Raw genomic sequence first — 17286 nt, forward strand, 5'->3', positions numbered from 1 at the left:
GTCGGTCGTCGGTCTGGATGGCCGCGTCCGCGCACAAACCACGATCAAGGCCCAGACCGTCGCCAATGGCCGCAAGGTCATGGCTGGTCTATCCGTTGGTACGGATGGTGACACGTCCGAAATCCTGGCCTTCGCCCAGCGTTTCGCGATTGTCGACGAGGTCAGCGGACAACTGATCCTGCCGTTCGTGGTGCAGAACGGGCAGGTGTTCATCAATCAGGCTGTGATCAATACCGCGTTCATCCGCGAGATTGTTGCAGGTATGACGCTGCGTTCGCAGGCTGTCGATTCTCAAGGGAATCCGCTGATTGAACTGAACATGGTCACCGGCTCGGCATCCTTCCGTGGCCAGAGCGAGGACGGACGAACTCTGATTAATAACTACGGCGTTTATGTCTACGACAGAAACGAAGTTCGCCGAACTGCCCAGGGTAATCTTTCGAAGGGGTAGCAATGGATATCTTCGGATTTGAAAATCGTGATGCTACTAACAGAGTGACCCTATCAATGGATGATTTCACCCTGTTCAAGCTTGCCCAAATGCAAGTCCCCGCATACAACACCAGGGGCTATGGGTACCGCACTGACTATCTGCTGATGGATGTGCCTGGCTATGATCCCTCCAACTGTTTTGTGCTCATCACTCCGAGTGTGTACGCACCCTACGAGCAAAAGGGCTACAGTGACAGTTGGGGAATGATCCCTACCTACAAGGAGCTAGGTGGAACTAAGATCGCTATCTATACCTATGTCAATAGGAGGGAGCCTACCGGGGTTAGCGGCAACTATAGAGACGCGTGGGTTCAAAATACGTGTCCTTCCACCATCGAAGCGGTGAGGTTTAGATAGTGGATGAATACGGATTTTCCGCAATCAATACACAAAACTCTGTAGTTATCTCGAACATCTACAAGGTCATGGTGTTTTCAGAAAGATCTACCTTTCAGATTAGGTCCTCCCACACCGACGCCAACGGCTACGGACTTGTCACATTCGCCAAGACCATCAGAACGCAGGAGGCGCCTCAAATCTTTGTGCGAGTAATTTCAGCAAGTCATGCCAATCTAGGTCTGTATGTGACGATCCAGGGTAGTGCGGGAGCCTGGACAGGATTCAAAGTCACATCTGCCGCCCGAGGTGGATCAACTCTACAGAACTACACATTAGAATGTGTAGTTTGCAAATTCACCGACAGCTTAAATGCAGAAACCTACGGGCAAGAGGTACGCGGACCTAATAACGAACCTGTATTTTCATCATCAGACAAGGTCGTCAGGTTCAGTCGCTTCACAAAATCTTGGGTGAAGGTCGCTGGTAATCTAGTTGATGAATACAAAAGCAATATGACATTGGATGCTGACGATTTTGTCAGCGTTTCATCTTTTGATCGTGGTGTCTCCTGGTTCATGGGTGGAGCTGACTATGCCGGCCTGACCATTCTGGATGGTAATGTCAGGACTATAATTATATTTGTCACAAAGGCCTCGGGCGGCAACTGGTATTGGGAGGGTGTAAACGGCAATAACCTCTCAATACCTATCTGTAAGTTTCCTGAGTCACGATACGTCAATTCCTAAAGGGGAAAATTAGATGCCATGGTACAGAACAGGCACCGTAGCAATTAACGCAGGCCAAAACACGGTAACCGGCACCGGCACCAACTTCTCCGCGAACTCGCGTGTCGGCGATGCATTCCAAGGCCCTGATGGTCGCTGGTATGAGGTGACCAACATCGCCAGCGCCACCGTGCTGAGCATCCTCCCTGCCTATCAAGGCGGCACTGTGAACGGCGGGGCATACGGGCTGGCGCCTATGCAGGGCTACGTCAAAGAGTCCGCCGACCGGCTCCGGCAGATCGTCGAGCAGTGGGGTAGCACGCTGGCGAGCCTCGGCGCGGTGGCGACGGAGAACGTCGTCCCGGTCGCGAAGGGCGGCACGGGTAGCACCACAGCCTCAGCGGCCCGCGCTGCGCTTGGCTTGGGCACTGGTGCGACTCGCAACGTGGGCACTGGCACCGACGAGCTGATGACACGCGGAGCATACGGGCTTGGGCAGCCGTACTCGCCAGGCTTGAAGCGCGTCGCAAGCATGAACGGCTATGAAGTGGAGTCTACTGGCTTCTATCGGTATGACGTCGATACGACAGGCAGGCCACCGTTCGGCGCCGGATATGGATCTCTCATCCAGCTTTCCGCGAGCTTCTCAGCCAACTCGAACTATGGCAGCCAGATCTTCGTGGACTATGTCTCGAATGAGATCGGAATCCGGTCTCTGAATGCGAACGGCTTCACTAGCTTCCGGAAAATCTACACAGACGGCAACACCACCCGTGCCTCCGACGGCACCCTCAAGGCGATCTGATCATGACTCGAGCGGCAATCAACATCCTCGGTGATGGCTCCATCATCGACATCACATCCCTGGGCCGAGCTGATCTGGCCGTCGAGCACCCTGGCCCTGGCCAATATCTGGTTCGCAACACGCTCGGCATGTGCCCGCCGCCAGAGGGCTGGGGCTACGTGCTGAATCAAATAGACGCTGGCGCAGCCGTTACTATCGACTTCGCCGATGGCGTGCTGGCTGTCCAAGTGGCGAAGGATGGCGAGCCCGCAGACCTGCTGCACAGCATCACGCTTCACGTTTCCGTCGAGGCGCTGCCCGCGCAGGCGATGCCTGAGCCGGGACCGGTCGACCCGCTGGCCGTGGCCCAGGCTGAGGCCGCTCGCCGTCGGGCAGATGCTGACTCGGCGATCGCACCGCTGCAGGATGCCGTCGATTTGGATGACGCGACCGATGGCGAAGCCTCGCTGCTCAAACAATGGAAGCGGTACCGCGTGGCGCTCAACCGGCTGCCGGAGCAGCCTGGGTACCCCGACGCGATCGACTGGCCAGCGTCGCCGGCCTGATCACCAACCAGCCAAGATTTCACATGCGGCTACTCAGCGTTTGTCCATGACGTCCTGATAGATCTGACCCAGAGGCTTTTCGTTACGGTCGTAGCAGCCTGGCTGGTTAGGTGGGTCGCCGTCACACGCTATGCTGTGTGCCTGGTTTCGACCGCCATAAGGGCTGTTGAAGTAATGCGAGCACCCTGACGCTAGACATGCAGCGATCACGATCGAGCAAATTCCTTTTCTCATCACACCCTTCCTCATTGGTTACCGATTTGACGACCAAGCCGCCTGGAAGACACATCGGGTCTACTGGTGCCCGGTCGTCTCGACATCTGGAGATGCAACCATGCAGATTACCGAGCAGCAACTGCTGCTGATCCTCCCGAAAGCCCGCCCTGTTGCGGGCTTTTTTTTGCCCGCACTGAACCGCGCAATGCTGCGCTGGAAGATCGATAGCCGATTGCGCACTGCCGCGTTTCTCGCCCAGGTCGGCCATGAGTCCGGTCAGATGCGTAACCTGATCGAGAACCTGAACTACAGCGCCGAGGCGCTGGTGCGTACTTGGCCCACCAGATTCACCGCCGAGACCGCGCCGGCATACGCCCGCCAGCCCGAGCGCATCGCCAATCGCGTGTACGGCGGCCGCATGGGCAACGGCCCCGAGGCCTCCGGCGACGGTTGGCGCTTCCGTGGGCGCGGACTCATCCAGCTCACCGGCCGGGCGAACTACCGCGCCGCTGGCCAGGCCCTGGGCCTGCCGCTGGAGGAACAGCCGGAACTGCTCGAGCAGCCAGAGCATGCCGCCATGTCGGCGGCTTGGTGGTGGGCGCAGCACGGGTTGAACGAACTGGCCGATGCCGGCCGATTCAAGGACATCGGCAGCATCATCAACACCGGTCAGCCCGGGCGCACGCCGAACGGCGCCGCAGAGCGCCAGGCCCTGTACGACATCGCGCTGCGGGTGCTGGCATGAACGGCTGGGGTGTGCGCGTGCTGGTGCTGCTGGCGATCGTCGGCTCGTACTGGCTCGCGTATCAGCATGGCCGGGCAGTAGAGCGGCAAGTCGCGGCCACGGCGTCGGCTACACATGATCGCGACGAACGCCAAGCTGAAGTGCAGGGCGAGCGCGCGGCGCGGGCTGAAGAACAACGACGCGCCGAGGCGCAGGAAGAGGTGAGGGCACATGCTCAAGAACAAAGAACGACTGCTGATGCCGCTGGCGCTAGCGCTGACGCTGCTGGCCAGCGGCTGCACAACGACGCGGGTCAGTTCGCTGCCGCCATCAGTTGCACCGGCACGGATACCTCCGCTGTCGCCCGAGGCTAGGCAGCCACTCGCGCCGCAATGGTGCTATCCGACCTGCTCAGGCGGGCTGATGATAGAGCGGGAGAACTGGCGAAAGCTTATGACCAAGCCCGAATAGCGGGGCTTGCCTGCGAGGCATCATACGAAGCAATTAGGGGCAGGTAGCGACTTAAAGCCTTCAGCAGTTATGCTCGAAGCATTTGAGGAGGATTTATGAAAGAGTTTCTGGATAGGCTCCTGCAGATGGCGCAGATTTTGTCCCTATTGGCTATACCAGTCCTCGTGGCCGTGTATGGGTACTTATTCCAAAGCGAGGCCAAAGAGAAAGAGATCAACAGAGATTTTGTGCAGATGGCTGTCTCAATTCTCTCTACGCCTTCGCCAAAGTCCGGCGATGAAGCACCTCTTCGCGATTGGGCATCAAGAATGCTCGCACATGCTTCGCCAGTACCGTTTAAAGCGAAAGAACTAGACGATCTGCGAAACAATATGCGCGCTATCTCTGATCTTGTTAGAAGGGCTGAGTGTCGACATGGCTTGGATAGCATTCAAAAGCCAGAATGGGCGGCATCTAGCATAAGGGAGGACGACAGCCTTGAAGTGAAGGTGCGGGCGCTGCTAGCCGAGCGGCGCCAGCGGATCGGTTACGAGAGGGAGCTGGAGGCAGCGGTAGGCGCCTGCCGCTGAACGGTACTTCCGCCGAGAGCAGGGTAGGTGCTGAAATACTGTATCCATGTACAGTATTGGTGCGCCATGTACTTCCTCATTGTCCGGCGTCGTGAGCACGGCGTCGCGATCCCTGCTGAGAAACTGCGTAAGGCCCAGACCCTGCGCGGACAGATCCAGATCAAAGAAAGCCACTGCGCGGCGCTTGGAAGACCTTTGGGCCATGCTAGGATTTGGCACTAATAGCAGCTACTGCAGGTAAAGTACGCAAATGGTTTCTTTCAAGGATGTGATAGCTAAAAATCGTGAAGCTTGGAATGCATCCGCAGACCAACATCGCAAAAGTGCTACTTGGAGCACGCTCGTTGAAGATGTGAGACGACGTGAGTTTTCCTGCTTGGACCCTACCCTCACCATGACTTTGGAGCAGATTGGCGTATCCAAAAAAGAGGTTGTTCAGCTTGGGTGCAACAATGGCCGAGAAGCCCTCTCCCTGTTTGCACTTGGAGCAGCTCATGTTGTTGGAGTGGATCAGTCCAGCGAGTTCCTTAAGCAGGCTCTCGAACTGACAACCCTTTCTCCATACGCTCCAGAATTCATTGAGGCTGATATCCATAATCTTCCCAGAACTTTGGACGGTCAATTCGATGTTGCCCTCATAACTATCGGCGTCCTTAATTGGATGCCAGACATGGATTTATTCTTCAGTCACGTCGCTCGGCTACTCAAGCCTGGAGGGGTCCTAGTAGTCTATGAAACCCACCCGTTTCTGGAAATGTTAGAGCCAGAGGCGGTTGATCCGTGGCGAATCAAGAACTCATATTTTCAGACAGAACCACTGGTAGATACAGGCGAAATTGTTTACGAGGGTAATGGACTGGAGAATGGCTACGAGTCTTTCTGGCATGTTCATAGTCTAGGTGACGTGCTTACCGGAGTAGCCAGAGCCGGTTTGAATCTGAATCAGTTCACCGAATACCCTCATTCGAATCGTGAGGACGTCTACGATGTCTATGAGGGCAAAGGGGTTCAAGTACCAATGTGTTTCATTTTGGTTGCGGAAATGGCATAACCGGGCTAAGAGGTAGTGTATGGGTGATTCTAAAGTCCCAATGCCAGATCACCAGGTCTACAAGGATGCTACCGAAGCGATGCGGGAGTATCTGCTGGCCAGGGAAGCAGGCGCTCCAGCGCATGAATTGGAGCGTCTGCGCCTGATAGCGGACGCGCAGATCAAAGCCGCCTCGGCGTATCAACCCGACTCGATAGGGTACCAGCCGATTGACAGACAGTGATTGGACTATCGACCTTCGATGCCTATCAAAAACTCAGTTGATCCTGAGGATGAGTGCCACCAACAGCCTCAATAAGTTGGGCGCCCTGGTTCCGCACGTTACCGACAGCTTTGCTGACAGGATGCCACACAAAGTCTGATGCCGGCCGGCACCCTCGGCTGACAATCTCCTCGGCACGACCGGGCGCAGTACCAGGGTCTATCCACTCCCTGGCGACTTCCGGGAGCAGTACCAGTGGCTTGCGGTCGTGGATGTCCAACAACCCCTCGTCCGCTGCAGCGGTAATGATCACGAAACCGTCGCGCTCGTCTGGCTGGATTCCTTCGTGGACTTCGGCGAGCGCGGCGAAATACAGCGGCTCACCGTCGGCGCTGGTAATGTAATAGGGCTGCTTGCGTTTCGGATCATCAGCATCCGGCAGCCACTCAAACCACCCATTGGCCGGGGCCAGTGCTCTGCCGTTCAGCCATAGCGCCTTGAAAAACTTGCCCGTCACCACCGTCTCAGCTCTGGCATTGATTGGATCTGGACGCTTCCCCTTCGCCCAAAACGGCGCCCAACCCCACTTCACGCGATCGATCCGCAATCCATCCTCGACCTGACGAATCACTTCCACCCGGGTCGAGGGCGCCACGTTGTAGCGGTTGATCGGTTCGTGGTCGTAACCATTGATCACGACCAGGTCCAGCGAGAGCTGCTTGAGGTAGTGATCCATCGACTCGTAAATCGAATATCTTCCACACATGGGCAAACCTCGCGTTTGTCGGCTCACAATTGACCGGGCGCACGGCACAACGTTAACTGTATAAAAATACAGTACCGAGCAGCGCACCATGACAATCTCTATTCTTGGGACCGCCTTTGGCGGAGCCGAGTTGCTTCCTCTCTACTCCTTCAGCGTCCCGGCTGGCTTCCCATCGCCAGCGGCCGATCACCTCGAGGGACACATCTCTCTGGATGAGCTGTTCGACATCCGCGCGCCGCACGTTTACCTGGTGCGCATCGAGGGCGACAGCATGCAGGGCGCCGGCATCTACTCGGGTGATCTCGTGCTAGTGGATCGGGGTCGAGAGGCAGAACACGGTGACATCGTGATTGCTGCGATCAATACCGAGCCGGTGTGCAAGCGCCTCCACCGCCGCGACGGCGTCGTGATCCTGAAATCGGAGAACCCGGCGTATGCCCCGCGCTACGTTCTGGAAAGCGACGAACTGACGATCTGGGGCGTGGTGCGCTACAGCGTGCGTGATCATGCGCAGTGATCGGGTGTTCGCGTTGATCGACTGCAACTCGTTCTATGCGAGTTGTGAGCGTGTCTTTCGGCCGGATCTGGCCAAGACGCCGATTGTCGTGCTGAGCAACAACGATGGCTGCGTGATTGCCCGAAGCTACGACGCGAAACCGTTCGTAAAAATGGGTGAGCCCTATTTCCAGGCCAAAGAGAAGCTGCGGAAGCACGGCGTTGTTGCCTTCAGCAGCAACTACGCGCTCTACGGCGATATGAGCGAGCGCGTCATGTCGCTGATCGAGGCGATGGTGCCCGCCGCAGAGGTGTACAGCATCGATGAGTGCTTTGCCGACCTCACGGGTATCTCCGGCAACCTCACAGAGTTCGGCCGGCGCATTCGCAGTCGGGTGCTGCAGTGCACTGGCATCCCAGTCGGCGTGGGAATCGCGCCTACGAAAACGCTGGCCAAGCTGGCGAACCACACCGCGAAGCGCCTGCTGGGACAGACCGGGGGTGTTGTCGATATCTGCGACCCGTTCAAGCGTAACTGGGTGCTGCGCAATACCGAGGTCAAGGAAGTTTGGGGCATCGGCCGAAAAATGACGGCTCACCTCCAGGCGCTGGGCGTCCACACAGCAATGGACTTGGCCAAGGCCGACGCGAGAACACTGCGAGACAAGTTCAGCGTGGTGGTGGAGAAGACGGCGCGCGAGTTGGGAGGCACCCCCTGTCTTGAACTGGACGAGGCGGAACTGCCAAAGCAGGAGATCTGTTGCAGCCGGATGTTCGGCAGGCGCTTGAGTGAGCTGGCGCCGATCAAGCAGGCGGTGGCCACCTACGTTGGGCGGGCGGCAGAGAAGCTGCGCGCGCAGGGTTCTGTGTGCAAGCGCATGCGGGTCAGCATCCGCACTGGGATGTTCAACCCCGATGAGCTGCATCACGCCCAGGGCGCTCTTGTGGAACTGCCATATCCGACCAATGACACGCTGCTACTGACGCGGCTTGCCACCGAAGCGGTGTGCCGGATCTACCGGTCTGGGTACCGCTACAGCAAGGCTGAGGTGTTGCTGGTGGATCTGAGGCAGCCGGGAGAGTTTTCGGAGGATTTGTTCGCCGCCAGGCAGTCAGTCTCAAGCGATCGCTTGATGCATGTCCTGGACGAGATCAACGGAAGGTGGGGAAGGGGGACGATGCGCACCGGCAGCGCGCCGCTGGCGCCGGAGTGGGCAATGAGGCGGGACATGATGAGCCAGTCCTACACGACGCGGATTGACCAGCTGTGGACTGTCAGGTGAGTGGCCTTCCAGTGCTGTGGCTGGCGGAGCTAGACGACAGCGTCGCGCTGCTGGCTGACCCTGATGGACGTGCGGCCGTTTTGGTGGAGATGGCATATGCGGCTCGCCGGCGACAGGATGTGGATGCTGCGACGTTCGCTGACATGCTCGAACTAGCCGAGGCGGGCAGGGCCTGGGCGCTTTCCGAGCATGAAGAGGTATCGGTGCTCGGCGTCGTGGTCAGTGAAACGAAAGAGGGGTGGGCGGATGATGAGCCAGGACAAATCACAGTTGGCCGGAATGGCCTGAAAGGAAGCTCCAAAGCTGTCTAAAACTAAGCCATGAAACCCTGCGTTTGCTGGTCGAAAATGACGCTAACTCGACAATCACTTTTAGACAGCCAGAGAGTAAAGGCCGCTATTGATGCGGCCTTGAACGGAGCCCTAACCATACTGCTGCATTACTAGTGGGTAGTTGCTAAGGCAAGGAGGGCGCCAGAAAAATGGACACGTGACCAAGATAGTTCCAAGCTGCAATGGCGAAGGCGATCATCCCCGACCAGAAGGCGGCCAAGCCTACCAGTCCAAAAGCCCAGGCGGAATTGTCCCACCAGGGTGAGATAGCCCAATCTTCATCCTCCTCGATCTTTTTTCGCCAGCGCTCGCCGGTTATGTAGTCACGTGCGAGAACCAACAACAAGGCGATGGAGAATAGGATGATCGCGATCGTCAGGCTGACCCATGCCCACCTCGCAGAATGCAGAATTGTGGTTGGTAGTCCAATCTTGTCGGAGAAAAACGCGGAGCATGTAGCTAAAGCGCCGCCGCTGAGTACAAATAGAAGCTTGATCACCTCAAGGGCATAACCGATGGTTGCCTTCTGGTGTTTGTCATGACGCCCTACCTCTTCGCTATCCCATGCCACGGCTTTCGCTCCATTATTCGATTCACACCAATGGCCGGGAATTCTAACGATCTATCTCATCACTGGTAGGCAAAATCGATTCAAAAACTGAAATTAAGCCGCATGGATTGGGCGCTTGTACAACGCCCTTGAAAACCGTCGATGGCCATCCAGGATGGCTTGTCGACAAGCGATCGGGCGGCAACGGCATGCGATACCAATTTTGATACCAATGGCAGGGTAGAGAGGGGTGGTGGAGGGGCGTTTGAACCAGGAAAACCAACCGTCAGCCCCCGCCAAACACCCCATAAATACTGCATGGTGATGTTGGCTGTGGAGATCAAGTGCTTGTCCTGCGGGGGTTCCAGAGGTGTATTTAGGCTATCCCGGCGCTGTCGGGCCATTTTTCGGCCCGTTCGACTCGGGGCGGCAGCTTCTCCAGCTCCCTCCAGTCCGAGGAGGAGCTGATCCATTTCGCGTAGGTAGAGAGCAACAGCTCTACGCTATGGCCGAGCTGATTGGCGATGAACGCGGGGTTCATCCCAGGCATCAGGCACAGAGTTGCGTAGGCGTGGCGGGTGTCGTACTGACTGCGTTCACGGATGTTCAGCGCCTTGAACGCTGATTTGAAGTGGCGGATTGTAACACTTGGCTCGTCGATCCACAGCCCACCTTTGCCCGGCTGGAGCAGAAAGGGCTTTGCGGGTATGCCGGTTTGAATACCAAACGTCAACATTTCGCCAGCCGCCAAGCCTGATGTACGGCGTTATTCTCCCTCCCTCGCCGCCGCCATCTGATCATTGAATCGCCTGAAGAATCCCGTGTAATACTCGCCGCGCTCGGCGAAGCGCAATGGCTTCACTCGTTCCACCAGAATCTCGTCCGCATCCGGTGAGTGCTCGAAGATCGCCATCACCTCGTCGATGAACTCACGCAACGGCATGGCGTTGGGATCGTTCGCCTGACGTTGGCCCATCAACTCGGTTTGTACGTAGGGCGGAGCGATTTCATGCACGCGCACACAGGTGCCTTTCAATTGATAGCGCAGTGACTGCGTGTAGGAATGAATCGCCGCTTTGCTGGCGCTGTAGCTGGGCGTGAGGGCTAATGGCAGAAACGCCAGCCCTGAAGACACGGTAATGATCGTCGCGTGAGGTTGTTGCAAAAAGTGCGGCAGCAGCCAGCCGTCAAGACGCATGGGGCCTAACAGGTTGGTGGCGATGGTGGCATCCAGTTCGGTGGGGCCTGCTCTGAGTGATTCGCCGCGCATGATGCCCGCGGCATGCAGCACGCCGTTCAAAGTCGGGTAGTCGCGGATCAACGCCTGTGCCACGCGCTGCAGATCTTCGGCATCGCTGACGTCCAGCACTTTGTACTGCAGGCCGGGGTTATCCGCCACCTGCTGACGCAACACCGACTCGCGCCGCCCGGCGATGATCACCTCGTTGCCCAGGGCCGAGAACGCCTTGGCCAATTCCAGGCCGATACCGCTGCCGCCGCCGGTGACCAGAAGAGTATTACCTGTCGTTTGCATGATCGTTCCTTACTACGGATGTAGTGTGAGGTGAACACGGGGTGGGCATTGCTGGTTATCAGCGATGGGTGAGCAAAAGCGTGGAGATGATGCAAATCGAACCATCGTCAGCCGGCGTCGTTTCAGTTTGATCGACCTGATTGTAGACGCCGCCATGGAATTCGAAGCGCTGTGAACTCCACGTCTTATCGAATTGAAGAGGACCGGAGGATCCGGAAGCGCCGTTGCATTTCGCAGTCACTGTTATCTGGCCCTGGGCGGTGGCCTGCAGGGTCACGGTGAACTCGGCACCCAGCGGCACATTTTCCAGCACTGTCATGTTAGTTGGCGTGGCTTGGTTATAGGTCCGGCGAAAACCCAGGGTGAGGCTGCCCTTGTTCCAGAACACCTTGACGGGCGGTCCATCATCACCTCTCACATGCATCTGCGAAACCACCACCTTTTGTGCTGAGTTGACTTTGGTAAGTCGCATCGTTTGCCGGTTCTGGTGTTCAGTTGCACTCGCCAGCGTCCAATTTGTGGATTCAGACCACTCGCAACGGGTTCGCCGTGTGCTTTTGCTCGACGCGCCTTTTGTGGGTGCCGAGAGCTGGACAGACCCGTCGCCCAGCACCTTTATGATGCTGGGGTAGTTGGCGATCGCCTCCGAGCCTTTCATCTCAAGCGCCACCGGGTTCTTCGCCGATGTCGGTAGGGGTGTAGTGATGGTGAGGTTATTGATGTTTACAGTCATGTCGCCTTCCTTGTGCGGCCGGGTTAGTAGGTGACGATTGCACGCCATGTTGAATCAACCGTCTCACCCATTCATCTTCGCAGCCAATAGCGCACGTTCCTTGCTCAATGACTTGAGTACGCCGGGCTGTCCTCCGACTTTCATGAACAGGAAGTAGCGTTCGTGTTCATCGTGGAGGAGGCGATAGACGTTGGCTGAACGTTCAGCATTTGGCGGAGTGAGTTTGTCCACGATCAATGTGTAGGCGTCCACTCCGAGGTCGTTCAAGGCGCTCTGCAACTCAGCATCAACTTTCAAGCGCCATCTTTTCGAGTTGTATCGATACGCCCAAATCGCGAACGCGATAGCCAGTATTGGCATTACCCCTGAGGCGAAGACCGTCAGAACGTTATCCATGAAGCCTCTTCAAGACGTGGGAAAACCCTTTATCAATACCGGCGGGCGTCCAGAACTGCAAGAGAGGTCTACAAGCACTGCCCGCTGCCTGTCCATCCAGCCTGGATGCAAAGCCAGTGGCACCGTCAGGCACGCCATAGTAGGTTGCGCCTTCAACACAACCTGTCCGGTTCGTTGCCTGTATGCCCATGGACCGGGCACTCACCATTGGGGAGGTCAGATGGACACTGTTCAATCAATCAGTCAGCGAGAAATGGATGCCGCCCTCGTGGCGTTTGCCCGCTTCAAGATCGGCGAGATCAAACTCTTCGATCTGGAGCAGGCAATGAGCTTCGATGCAGGGGCCGCGCTGTCCAGAAGCGGGCTGGTGAGGTTCTCGATCAGCAAAATGGCGTCGGGCCGTTATCGCATCAGCGATGAAGGCGAGAATGCGATCACCCAGGCAGGGCGGGAACGTCTGGAGGCGCTTCGCGGATAAGCGCCGGGCTACGGTAGCTGTTCAGGCGAGGCCCCGGCAATGCCCAGCCTCGTCGTGAACGGCGCACTGATGCTGCAACTGAAACCCTGTGGGTCGTAAGTCAGGCTCGCACTGCCATCGAACGCATTGCGCAGGCTGCCGTTGATCATCAACGTGCCGTAGCCCTTGTGGGTGGGCGCTGCTACCGGTGGGCCGTTTCCTTCCTGCCAGGTCAGGTCGAAATAGGGGCCGCTCTCTTCGCAGGTGCGCAACGACCAGGCGACATTGAGTCTCCCGCCAGGTTCGGAGAATGCGCCGTACTTGGCGGCATTGGTCGACAGCTCATGCAGTACCAGGGCGATGGAGGACGCAGCTTCCGGTGCCAGGGTGATCGCAGGACCGTCGAAAAGCGTCTGGTGCGTGCAACTGTAGGGCGCCAAGGTGTCCTGCAGCAGTTCGAGCAAGCCGGTTTGCTGGTGAGTGACGGCCAGCGCGTGGGCTTTTTGCATCATCACCAAACGTCCCTCGAACGCCTTGCGAAAGTTCGCGGGGTCGGGGTAGTTGCGTGAGGTGAAGACGGCCATGGCGCCGATGGTGGTAAACAGGTTGCGCATGCGGTGGTCGAGCTCCTCGACCAGAATCTTCGCCGCCTCTTGCGTTCTGCTATAGGCGAACAGGTGCGCGCACAGTTCGGTGGCATGACCAAGCAGCTCACGCTGGTCCCCGGTCAAAGGCACATCGAGTGGATGGATGACGGCGATGCTACCTTGCACCACGCCTTCATTGCTCAGTGCGGGGAATGACACCAGCGATTGCAGACCATGGGCGTGGAACAGCGCTTTCCATTCGGCAGAAAATCGCGAGTCGCAGGCGACGTTCGGTACTTCGACCGGACGTCCTGTCATCACCGCCATGCCGCATGAGCCACGTTTGCCCGTGATCAGATTGCCTACCAACTGGGCGCCGAACTGTTCCGGCAACGCTGGAAAAATGGCGTGGCGAAAGGTTTTCCCGGGTTTGTCCAGGACGGTGACGCCTACCGTAGTGCCAGGCATTTCAGCCTGAAGGGCGTTCACGAAGGCTTCCAGCAGTGGAATCACTGGACCACCAACGGCCATGACGCCAAGCGCTTTTTGGCGAAATGCATCAATCAGCTGGAGCATGGTCAGGTCACTCGAAACGATAGGCTGGACGGCAGCGTCTTAGGGTGGGGGCTGGAGGATGCTCGGCGCCTAGGGTAGCGCTGCGCGAGGCACATGATGCGTCAAAAGACTGCAGTCGCCAAGCAAACACACTCTTGGGGGAGAGGGGCTAGTGTCGCGATCGGGTAGCCATTGCTGAATGGCGGACAAAGAAAAGCCCGCTGGGGAGGGCGGGCGAAGTATTTCACGGATGTGGCTTAACCTTGCCACCCGCCAGGTGAAAATGTCGTGAAGATAGTGTCGCAAAGACCTGTAGTTGGAAAAAACTGGATCCTCCCGATGACCCCGATTAGTGTGCCGGGTGTCGCATCCCCTCCAGGAGTCATCCGTGTCCAACGCCTATACCTTGATGCCATCACCCGTAGGCACGTTGACACTGGTCGCGCGTGGCGAGTGTCTGGCTGCCGTACTTTGGGAAGAAGAGCGTGAGAATCGGGTGCGGCTCGGTGAGCTGCACCGCGAGGACCGCTTGCCAGTGTTGCGTGAAACCGCTCGCCAACTGGGTGAATACTTCGCGGGCCAGCGTGAGTGCTTCGAGCTTCCATTGGATTTTGCCGGCACCGACTTCCAGCGTCAGGTCTGGGCGGCGTTGCTGACCATCCCCTTCGGGCAGACCCGCACCTACGGCGATATCGCCCGTCAGATCGGCAACCCCTCGGCGGTGCGGGCGGTCGGGGCGGCCAATGGTCGTAATCCCATCTCGATCATCGCGCCATGTCACCGGGTGATCGGCGCGTCGGGCAGCCTGACGGGCTTTGCCGGTGGGCTGGCGGCCAAGCACTTCCTGCTGGCGCTCGAAGGACGCCAGAGCTTATCTCTGTTCTGAGTGCTCAGCGGCTGAACGCCCATGCCAAGACACAGGCCACGAGGCTGACCAACGTTCCCGCAAACACTGTGTAGTGGCGATGAGACTGGCGGGCATGCGCCTCGACGTTGCGCAGGTATTCGCCCGGGGTCGGAGCGTCAGGCCGATGACGCAGACCTTCGGCGATGTCGGCCAGCCTGCCGTGAATCAGCAAACCGACCAGGTAATAGCAAATGGCATAGCTGGCGATGATCAGCAGCAGGTATTTCACGCGGATCCGTCCTTGGTCGAGACAAGTGTCAAAGATAACCGCGTGCGCAGACTTTTACCCAGTGAAACTGAGATTTCCACGTTCATCGCGTGACCCAACCTTATGCCATGCTATCCGCTACAGCCTAAGCAGTACCCTACGAATGCGGGCGGTCTGTCGAGAGGTTATAGAGAATGCTGCGCTTTCAGAGCATGACGGCCAACACCGCAGGCCGCGACTTGGCGGTAGGTGATATTCATGGTCATTTCCAGCGCCTGCAGGCGGCGCTGGAGCTCATCGCCTTCGATCCCTCGGTGGACCGACTCTTCAGCGTCGGCGATCTGGTGGATCGCGGTCCTGCCAGCGCGGATGTTCTGCATTGGCTGGCGCAGCCCTGGTTTCATGCGGTGCAAGGCAATCACGAAGCGTTGGCAATCACGCACGTGCGCGGTGGTCAACTCGATCTGGACATGTACCGTGCGGCGGGTGGCAGCTGGTTTCTGGACTTGGCGCCGAGCGAGCAGTTGCATTTGGTCGAACACTTCGAAGCGCTGCCCATCGCTATGCAAATACCCACGCCGCTGGGCCTGATCGGGTTGTTGCACGCCGACAGCCCGTTTCCGGACTGGCAGCAACTGCGCGCCGGCCTGGAGGCTGGCGATCCGAATGTGCAGGAGGTCTGCCAATGGTCCCGGCGGCGTCTGAAAACACACGATGTCAGACCGGTGGAAGGCCTGCGCGCGCTGCTGGTTGGTCACACCCCGGTGCCCGAGCACAGAGTCCTGGGTAATGTCTGGCACTTGGATACGGGAGGGTGGAGCAACGGATTCTTCAGCCTTCTGGACATCGCGACCCTGAAGATCGCTACGCCCACATTCCGCTGATTCCCCTGCGCTGATGCACTCTGCACCCTCGACCCATCTCCCGTTAATCCGTACGCCTGCCGCGCCTGGCAGTGCGTCCGCACACCCTGACATTCGATAACCCGTGATTATTGAATGTGTTCAGATCAGAAATTGTGGTGGAATATTTCTGATTGCTGGTATGTAATTACATGGTACGTACTACATTACGAAATCGTAGGAGTGATCATGGCCCGTGGAGGCATCAATAAGGCGGTGGTGCAGCAGGCGCGTCAGGCTCTCATCGCCAGGGGCGAGCATCCCAGCATTGATGCCGTCCGTATCGAGCTCGGCAATACCGGGTCGAAGACCACCATTCATCGTTATCTGAAAGAACTGGATGCGCAGTTGCCCGCGCAAAGTGCCCCCGTGCTGGGTGAGACATTGGGCCGCTATGTGCAGCAGCTTGCAGACCAACTCAATGAGGAGGCCGAGGCCCGCGTTGTCTTGGCTCAGGCTGCATTCGATGCCCAGATCGAACAGGTGCGCACGCAACTGAGTTTGGCCGAGCAAGCGCTTGTAGCCGCCGATCAGCAACGGCAGATCCAGGCCAGCGCATTGCAGAGTCAGTCCGAGCAGCTCGAGACGGCCCTGGCCAGCCTTCAGAGCGAGCAACTGCGCAGCGCCAGCCTCAACCAGTCTCTGGGCGAGCTCCAGGTACGCCTCGACGACAAGATCGAACAGATTCGCTCACTCGAAGACAAGCACCGCAATGCCCGCGATGCCTTGGAGCATTACCGCAGCGCCAGCCGTGAGCAGCGCGAGCAGGATCAACGTCGCCATGAAGCGCAGGTGCAACAATTGCAGGTGGAATTGCGCCAGATGCAGCAGGGAATGGTGGTACGCCAGGAAGAACTGACCCGGCTGCACCGCGACAATGAGCGGTTGTCGGTCGAGAATCGACAGCAACAGGCGCAGCGCAAGCAGCTCGATGAACAACTGGAGCATCGCGACGCCCAGGTCCAGGGACTGCGCTCGATCCTGGCTCAGGCCCAGGGCGCCAGCGAAGAATTGCGCCGGCAGTGGGATATTGATCGTCAGGCCTTGGAAAGCCAGCGTGAGCTGAGTTTTGAGCAGGCACGCCTGGTCGAACGGCTACAAGATCGGCTGACGCTCAGCGAAGCTCGATCCGCGCAACTCGCCCAGGCCGCCGAGGCGCGTGAGAAGCAGATAAATCAAACTTCCCCGCCGTGACAGGCTCTTTCATAGACACGTTCGAGGAGAGTAGAAGATGAGTACACACAAAACTCCTTCACATCACAATGAAGGGCCGCATTCTTCGGAAGAGAGTTCTGGAGAAAAAGATCTTGGATTCGATCCGGATTCGCCGGATCTGGAAGATCCTCAGGTTGACCCGCAAGGTCCGGCCATTGCGCCCAAGGATCACGAAAAGAAAGACCACCACTGACGCGACGAGCCTCGGCGCTGCGCAGGCAGCCACC

Annotated in this window: 24 protein-coding genes and 2 pseudogenes; 18 read left to right on the plus strand and 8 right to left on the minus strand. The window is 58.0% G+C overall.

The features are described 5' to 3' along the window. From Q7C30_RS06335 to Q7C30_RS06380, 10 genes and pseudogenes are all read left to right on the plus strand, one after another. Positions 1-451 (plus strand): DUF1983 domain-containing protein (locus Q7C30_RS06335; RefSeq protein WP_317871020.1); only part of this gene is annotated, 451 nt, incomplete at its 5' end. A gap of 2 nt (positions 452-453) precedes the next feature. Further along, on the plus strand, positions 454-849 hold the full coding sequence (locus tag Q7C30_RS06340; protein ID WP_029614772.1) for a hypothetical protein: 396 nt from the start codon (positions 454-456) through the stop codon (positions 847-849). Further along, entirely contained in the window at positions 849-1577 is a 729-nt protein-coding gene (locus Q7C30_RS06345) for a hypothetical protein (RefSeq protein ID WP_317871021.1), read from the plus strand. Before Q7C30_RS06340 ends, Q7C30_RS06345 begins: the two co-directional genes overlap by 1 nt. A 13-nt stretch (positions 1578-1590) precedes the next feature. Continuing rightward, positions 1591-1890: pseudogene (locus Q7C30_RS06350) on the plus strand (phage tail protein); the annotation flags it as partial. A gap of 473 nt (positions 1891-2363) precedes the next feature. After that, positions 2364-2906, plus strand: a complete 543-nt coding sequence (locus Q7C30_RS06355; RefSeq protein WP_317871022.1) for a tail fiber assembly protein — start codon at positions 2364-2366, stop codon at positions 2904-2906. A 334-nt stretch (positions 2907-3240) separates the two neighbouring features. After that, the gene (locus tag Q7C30_RS06360; protein ID WP_317871023.1) at positions 3241-3867 is read left to right on the plus strand and encodes a glycoside hydrolase family 19 protein; all 627 of its coding nucleotides are present in this window, start codon (positions 3241-3243) and stop codon (positions 3865-3867) included. Next, positions 3864-4364 (plus strand): annotated as a pseudogene (locus Q7C30_RS06365) (DUF2514 domain-containing protein). The gene Q7C30_RS06360 and the pseudogene Q7C30_RS06365 overlap by 4 nt, the downstream one beginning before the upstream one ends. Positions 4365-4412: 48 nt before the next feature. Continuing rightward, positions 4413-4886 carry a hypothetical protein gene (locus tag Q7C30_RS06370; protein WP_317871099.1) on the plus strand — a complete coding sequence of 158 codons (474 nt, stop codon included), beginning with the start codon at positions 4413-4415 and terminating at the stop codon, positions 4884-4886. 250 nt (positions 4887-5136) lie between these two features. Continuing rightward, positions 5137-5937 carry a class I SAM-dependent methyltransferase gene (locus Q7C30_RS06375; protein ID WP_317871024.1) on the plus strand — a complete coding sequence of 267 codons (801 nt, stop codon included), beginning with the start codon at positions 5137-5139 and terminating at the stop codon, positions 5935-5937. A gap of 19 nt (positions 5938-5956) precedes the next feature. Then, positions 5957-6160 (plus strand): hypothetical protein, encoded by a 204-nt coding sequence (locus Q7C30_RS06380; protein WP_317871025.1) that lies wholly within the window; start codon positions 5957-5959, stop codon positions 6158-6160. Positions 6161-6185: 25 nt separating this feature from the next. Here Q7C30_RS06380 and Q7C30_RS06385 read toward each other — a convergent pair whose 3' ends face one another. After that, positions 6186-6905, minus strand: a complete 720-nt coding sequence (locus tag Q7C30_RS06385) for an SOS response-associated peptidase family protein (RefSeq protein ID WP_317871026.1) — start codon at positions 6903-6905, stop codon at positions 6186-6188. Between the two features lie 88 nt (positions 6906-6993). On the opposite strand from Q7C30_RS06385, the gene Q7C30_RS06390 reads away from it, so the two are divergent. Genes Q7C30_RS06390 through Q7C30_RS06400 form a run of 3 tightly spaced genes read left to right on the plus strand, consistent with a single transcriptional unit; the run spans position 6994 to position 8994 of the window. Beyond that, positions 6994-7422, plus strand: coding sequence for a S24 family peptidase (locus Q7C30_RS06390; RefSeq protein WP_029614130.1), 429 nt, complete (start codon positions 6994-6996; stop codon positions 7420-7422). Next, the gene (umuC, locus tag Q7C30_RS06395; RefSeq protein ID WP_317871027.1) at positions 7412-8683 is read left to right on the plus strand and encodes a translesion error-prone DNA polymerase V subunit UmuC; all 1272 of its coding nucleotides are present in this window, start codon (positions 7412-7414) and stop codon (positions 8681-8683) included. The genes Q7C30_RS06390 and umuC overlap by 11 nt, the downstream gene beginning before the upstream one ends. Further along, a complete protein-coding gene (locus Q7C30_RS06400; RefSeq protein WP_317871028.1) occupies positions 8680-8994 on the plus strand; it encodes a hypothetical protein in 315 nt (104 codons plus the stop codon). Before umuC ends, Q7C30_RS06400 begins: the two co-directional genes overlap by 4 nt. 145 nt (positions 8995-9139) lie before the next feature. Here the strand turns inward: Q7C30_RS06400 and Q7C30_RS06405 are convergent, their stop codons facing one another. From Q7C30_RS06405 to Q7C30_RS06425, 5 genes are all read right to left on the minus strand, one after another. Beyond that, on the minus strand, positions 9140-9586 hold the full coding sequence (locus Q7C30_RS06405) for a hypothetical protein (RefSeq protein WP_317871029.1): 447 nt from the start codon (positions 9584-9586) through the stop codon (positions 9140-9142). 355 nt (positions 9587-9941) lie between these two features. Next, positions 9942-10301 carry an integrase gene (locus Q7C30_RS06410; RefSeq protein WP_304484901.1) on the minus strand — a complete coding sequence of 120 codons (360 nt, stop codon included), beginning with the start codon at positions 10299-10301 and terminating at the stop codon, positions 9942-9944. Positions 10302-10331: 30 nt separating this feature from the next. Further along, positions 10332-11099, minus strand: a complete 768-nt coding sequence (locus tag Q7C30_RS06415; RefSeq protein ID WP_317871030.1) for an SDR family oxidoreductase — start codon at positions 11097-11099, stop codon at positions 10332-10334. Between the two features lie 58 nt (positions 11100-11157). Then, on the minus strand, positions 11158-11832 hold the full coding sequence (locus Q7C30_RS06420) for a polysaccharide lyase family 7 protein (RefSeq protein WP_317871031.1): 675 nt from the start codon (positions 11830-11832) through the stop codon (positions 11158-11160). Between the two features lie 63 nt (positions 11833-11895). Next, positions 11896-12228 carry a hypothetical protein gene (locus tag Q7C30_RS06425; protein WP_317871032.1) on the minus strand — a complete coding sequence of 111 codons (333 nt, stop codon included), beginning with the start codon at positions 12226-12228 and terminating at the stop codon, positions 11896-11898. 220 nt (positions 12229-12448) lie between these two features. On the opposite strand from Q7C30_RS06425, the gene Q7C30_RS06430 reads away from it, so the two are divergent. Then, the gene (locus Q7C30_RS06430; RefSeq protein WP_295487031.1) at positions 12449-12706 is read left to right on the plus strand and encodes a hypothetical protein; all 258 of its coding nucleotides are present in this window, start codon (positions 12449-12451) and stop codon (positions 12704-12706) included. An 8-nt stretch (positions 12707-12714) separates the two neighbouring features. On the opposite strand, the gene Q7C30_RS06435 is transcribed toward Q7C30_RS06430, so the two are convergent. Then, complete coding sequence (locus Q7C30_RS06435) at positions 12715-13848, minus strand: HWE histidine kinase domain-containing protein (RefSeq protein ID WP_317871033.1); 1134 nt, start codon at positions 13846-13848, stop codon at positions 12715-12717. Positions 13849-14215: 367 nt separating this feature from the next. Here Q7C30_RS06435 and Q7C30_RS06440 point away from each other — a divergent pair, with 367 nt between their 5' ends. Then, positions 14216-14713, plus strand: coding sequence for a methylated-DNA--[protein]-cysteine S-methyltransferase (locus Q7C30_RS06440; RefSeq protein ID WP_317871034.1), 498 nt, complete (start codon positions 14216-14218; stop codon positions 14711-14713). A 4-nt stretch (positions 14714-14717) separates the two neighbouring features. Here Q7C30_RS06440 and Q7C30_RS06445 read toward each other — a convergent pair whose 3' ends face one another. Continuing rightward, the gene (locus Q7C30_RS06445) at positions 14718-14963 is read right to left on the minus strand and encodes a hypothetical protein (RefSeq protein WP_317871035.1); all 246 of its coding nucleotides are present in this window, start codon (positions 14961-14963) and stop codon (positions 14718-14720) included. A 173-nt stretch (positions 14964-15136) separates the two neighbouring features. Here Q7C30_RS06445 and Q7C30_RS06450 point away from each other — a divergent pair, with 173 nt between their 5' ends. The 3 genes from Q7C30_RS06450 (at position 15137) to Q7C30_RS06460 (ending at position 17252) form a co-directional block, all read left to right on the plus strand. After that, on the plus strand, positions 15137-15826 hold the full coding sequence (locus tag Q7C30_RS06450) for a metallophosphoesterase (protein ID WP_317871036.1): 690 nt from the start codon (positions 15137-15139) through the stop codon (positions 15824-15826). Positions 15827-16033: 207 nt separating this feature from the next. Then, the gene (locus Q7C30_RS06455) at positions 16034-17038 is read left to right on the plus strand and encodes a DNA-binding protein (RefSeq protein ID WP_317871037.1); all 1005 of its coding nucleotides are present in this window, start codon (positions 16034-16036) and stop codon (positions 17036-17038) included. Positions 17039-17075: 37 nt separating this feature from the next. Further along, positions 17076-17252: a DUF6021 family protein gene (locus Q7C30_RS06460; protein WP_162889529.1), complete on the plus strand. Its 177-nt coding sequence runs from the start codon at positions 17076-17078 to the stop codon at positions 17250-17252. Positions 17253-17286: the final 34 nt, after the last annotated feature.

Origin of the sequence: Pseudomonas sp. RAC1 (genome assembly GCF_030658255.1) — a bacterium.
Lineage (GTDB): Bacteria > Pseudomonadota > Gammaproteobacteria > Pseudomonadales > Pseudomonadaceae > Aquipseudomonas > Aquipseudomonas boreofloridensis.

What these genes read in the sequence shown, in the direction of transcription:
- Q7C30_RS06390 (WP_029614130.1), top strand. Translation starts at nt 6,994, where the DNA reads ATGACAATCTCTATTCTTGGGACCGCCTTTGGCGGAGCCGAGTTGCTT.
- Q7C30_RS06430 (WP_295487031.1), top strand. Translation starts at nt 12,449, where the DNA reads ATGGACACTGTTCAATCAATCAGTCAGCGAGAAATGGATGCCGCCCTC.
- Q7C30_RS06410 (WP_304484901.1), bottom strand. Translation starts at nt 10,301, where the DNA reads ATGTTGACGTTTGGTATTCAAACCGGCATACCCGCAAAGCCCTTTCTG.
- Q7C30_RS06460 (WP_162889529.1), top strand. Translation starts at nt 17,076, where the DNA reads ATGAGTACACACAAAACTCCTTCACATCACAATGAAGGGCCGCATTCT.
- Q7C30_RS06380 (WP_317871025.1), top strand. Translation starts at nt 5,957, where the DNA reads ATGGGTGATTCTAAAGTCCCAATGCCAGATCACCAGGTCTACAAGGAT.
- Q7C30_RS06425 (WP_317871032.1), bottom strand. Translation starts at nt 12,228, where the DNA reads ATGGATAACGTTCTGACGGTCTTCGCCTCAGGGGTAATGCCAATACTG.
- Q7C30_RS06340 (WP_029614772.1), top strand. Translation starts at nt 454, where the DNA reads ATGGATATCTTCGGATTTGAAAATCGTGATGCTACTAACAGAGTGACC.
- Q7C30_RS06420 (WP_317871031.1), bottom strand. Translation starts at nt 11,832, where the DNA reads ATGACTGTAAACATCAATAACCTCACCATCACTACACCCCTACCGACA.
- umuC (WP_317871027.1), top strand. Translation starts at nt 7,412, where the DNA reads ATGCGCAGTGATCGGGTGTTCGCGTTGATCGACTGCAACTCGTTCTAT.
- Q7C30_RS06415 (WP_317871030.1), bottom strand. Translation starts at nt 11,099, where the DNA reads ATGCAAACGACAGGTAATACTCTTCTGGTCACCGGCGGCGGCAGCGGT.
- Q7C30_RS06435 (WP_317871033.1), bottom strand. Translation starts at nt 13,848, where the DNA reads ATGCTCCAGCTGATTGATGCATTTCGCCAAAAAGCGCTTGGCGTCATG.
- Q7C30_RS06370 (WP_317871099.1), top strand. Translation starts at nt 4,413, where the DNA reads ATGAAAGAGTTTCTGGATAGGCTCCTGCAGATGGCGCAGATTTTGTCC.
- Q7C30_RS06375 (WP_317871024.1), top strand. Translation starts at nt 5,137, where the DNA reads ATGGTTTCTTTCAAGGATGTGATAGCTAAAAATCGTGAAGCTTGGAAT.
- Q7C30_RS06355 (WP_317871022.1), top strand. Translation starts at nt 2,364, where the DNA reads ATGACTCGAGCGGCAATCAACATCCTCGGTGATGGCTCCATCATCGAC.
- Q7C30_RS06360 (WP_317871023.1), top strand. Translation starts at nt 3,241, where the DNA reads ATGCAGATTACCGAGCAGCAACTGCTGCTGATCCTCCCGAAAGCCCGC.
- Q7C30_RS06455 (WP_317871037.1), top strand. Translation starts at nt 16,034, where the DNA reads ATGGCCCGTGGAGGCATCAATAAGGCGGTGGTGCAGCAGGCGCGTCAG.
- Q7C30_RS06385 (WP_317871026.1), bottom strand. Translation starts at nt 6,905, where the DNA reads ATGTGTGGAAGATATTCGATTTACGAGTCGATGGATCACTACCTCAAG.
- Q7C30_RS06450 (WP_317871036.1), top strand. Translation starts at nt 15,137, where the DNA reads ATGCTGCGCTTTCAGAGCATGACGGCCAACACCGCAGGCCGCGACTTG.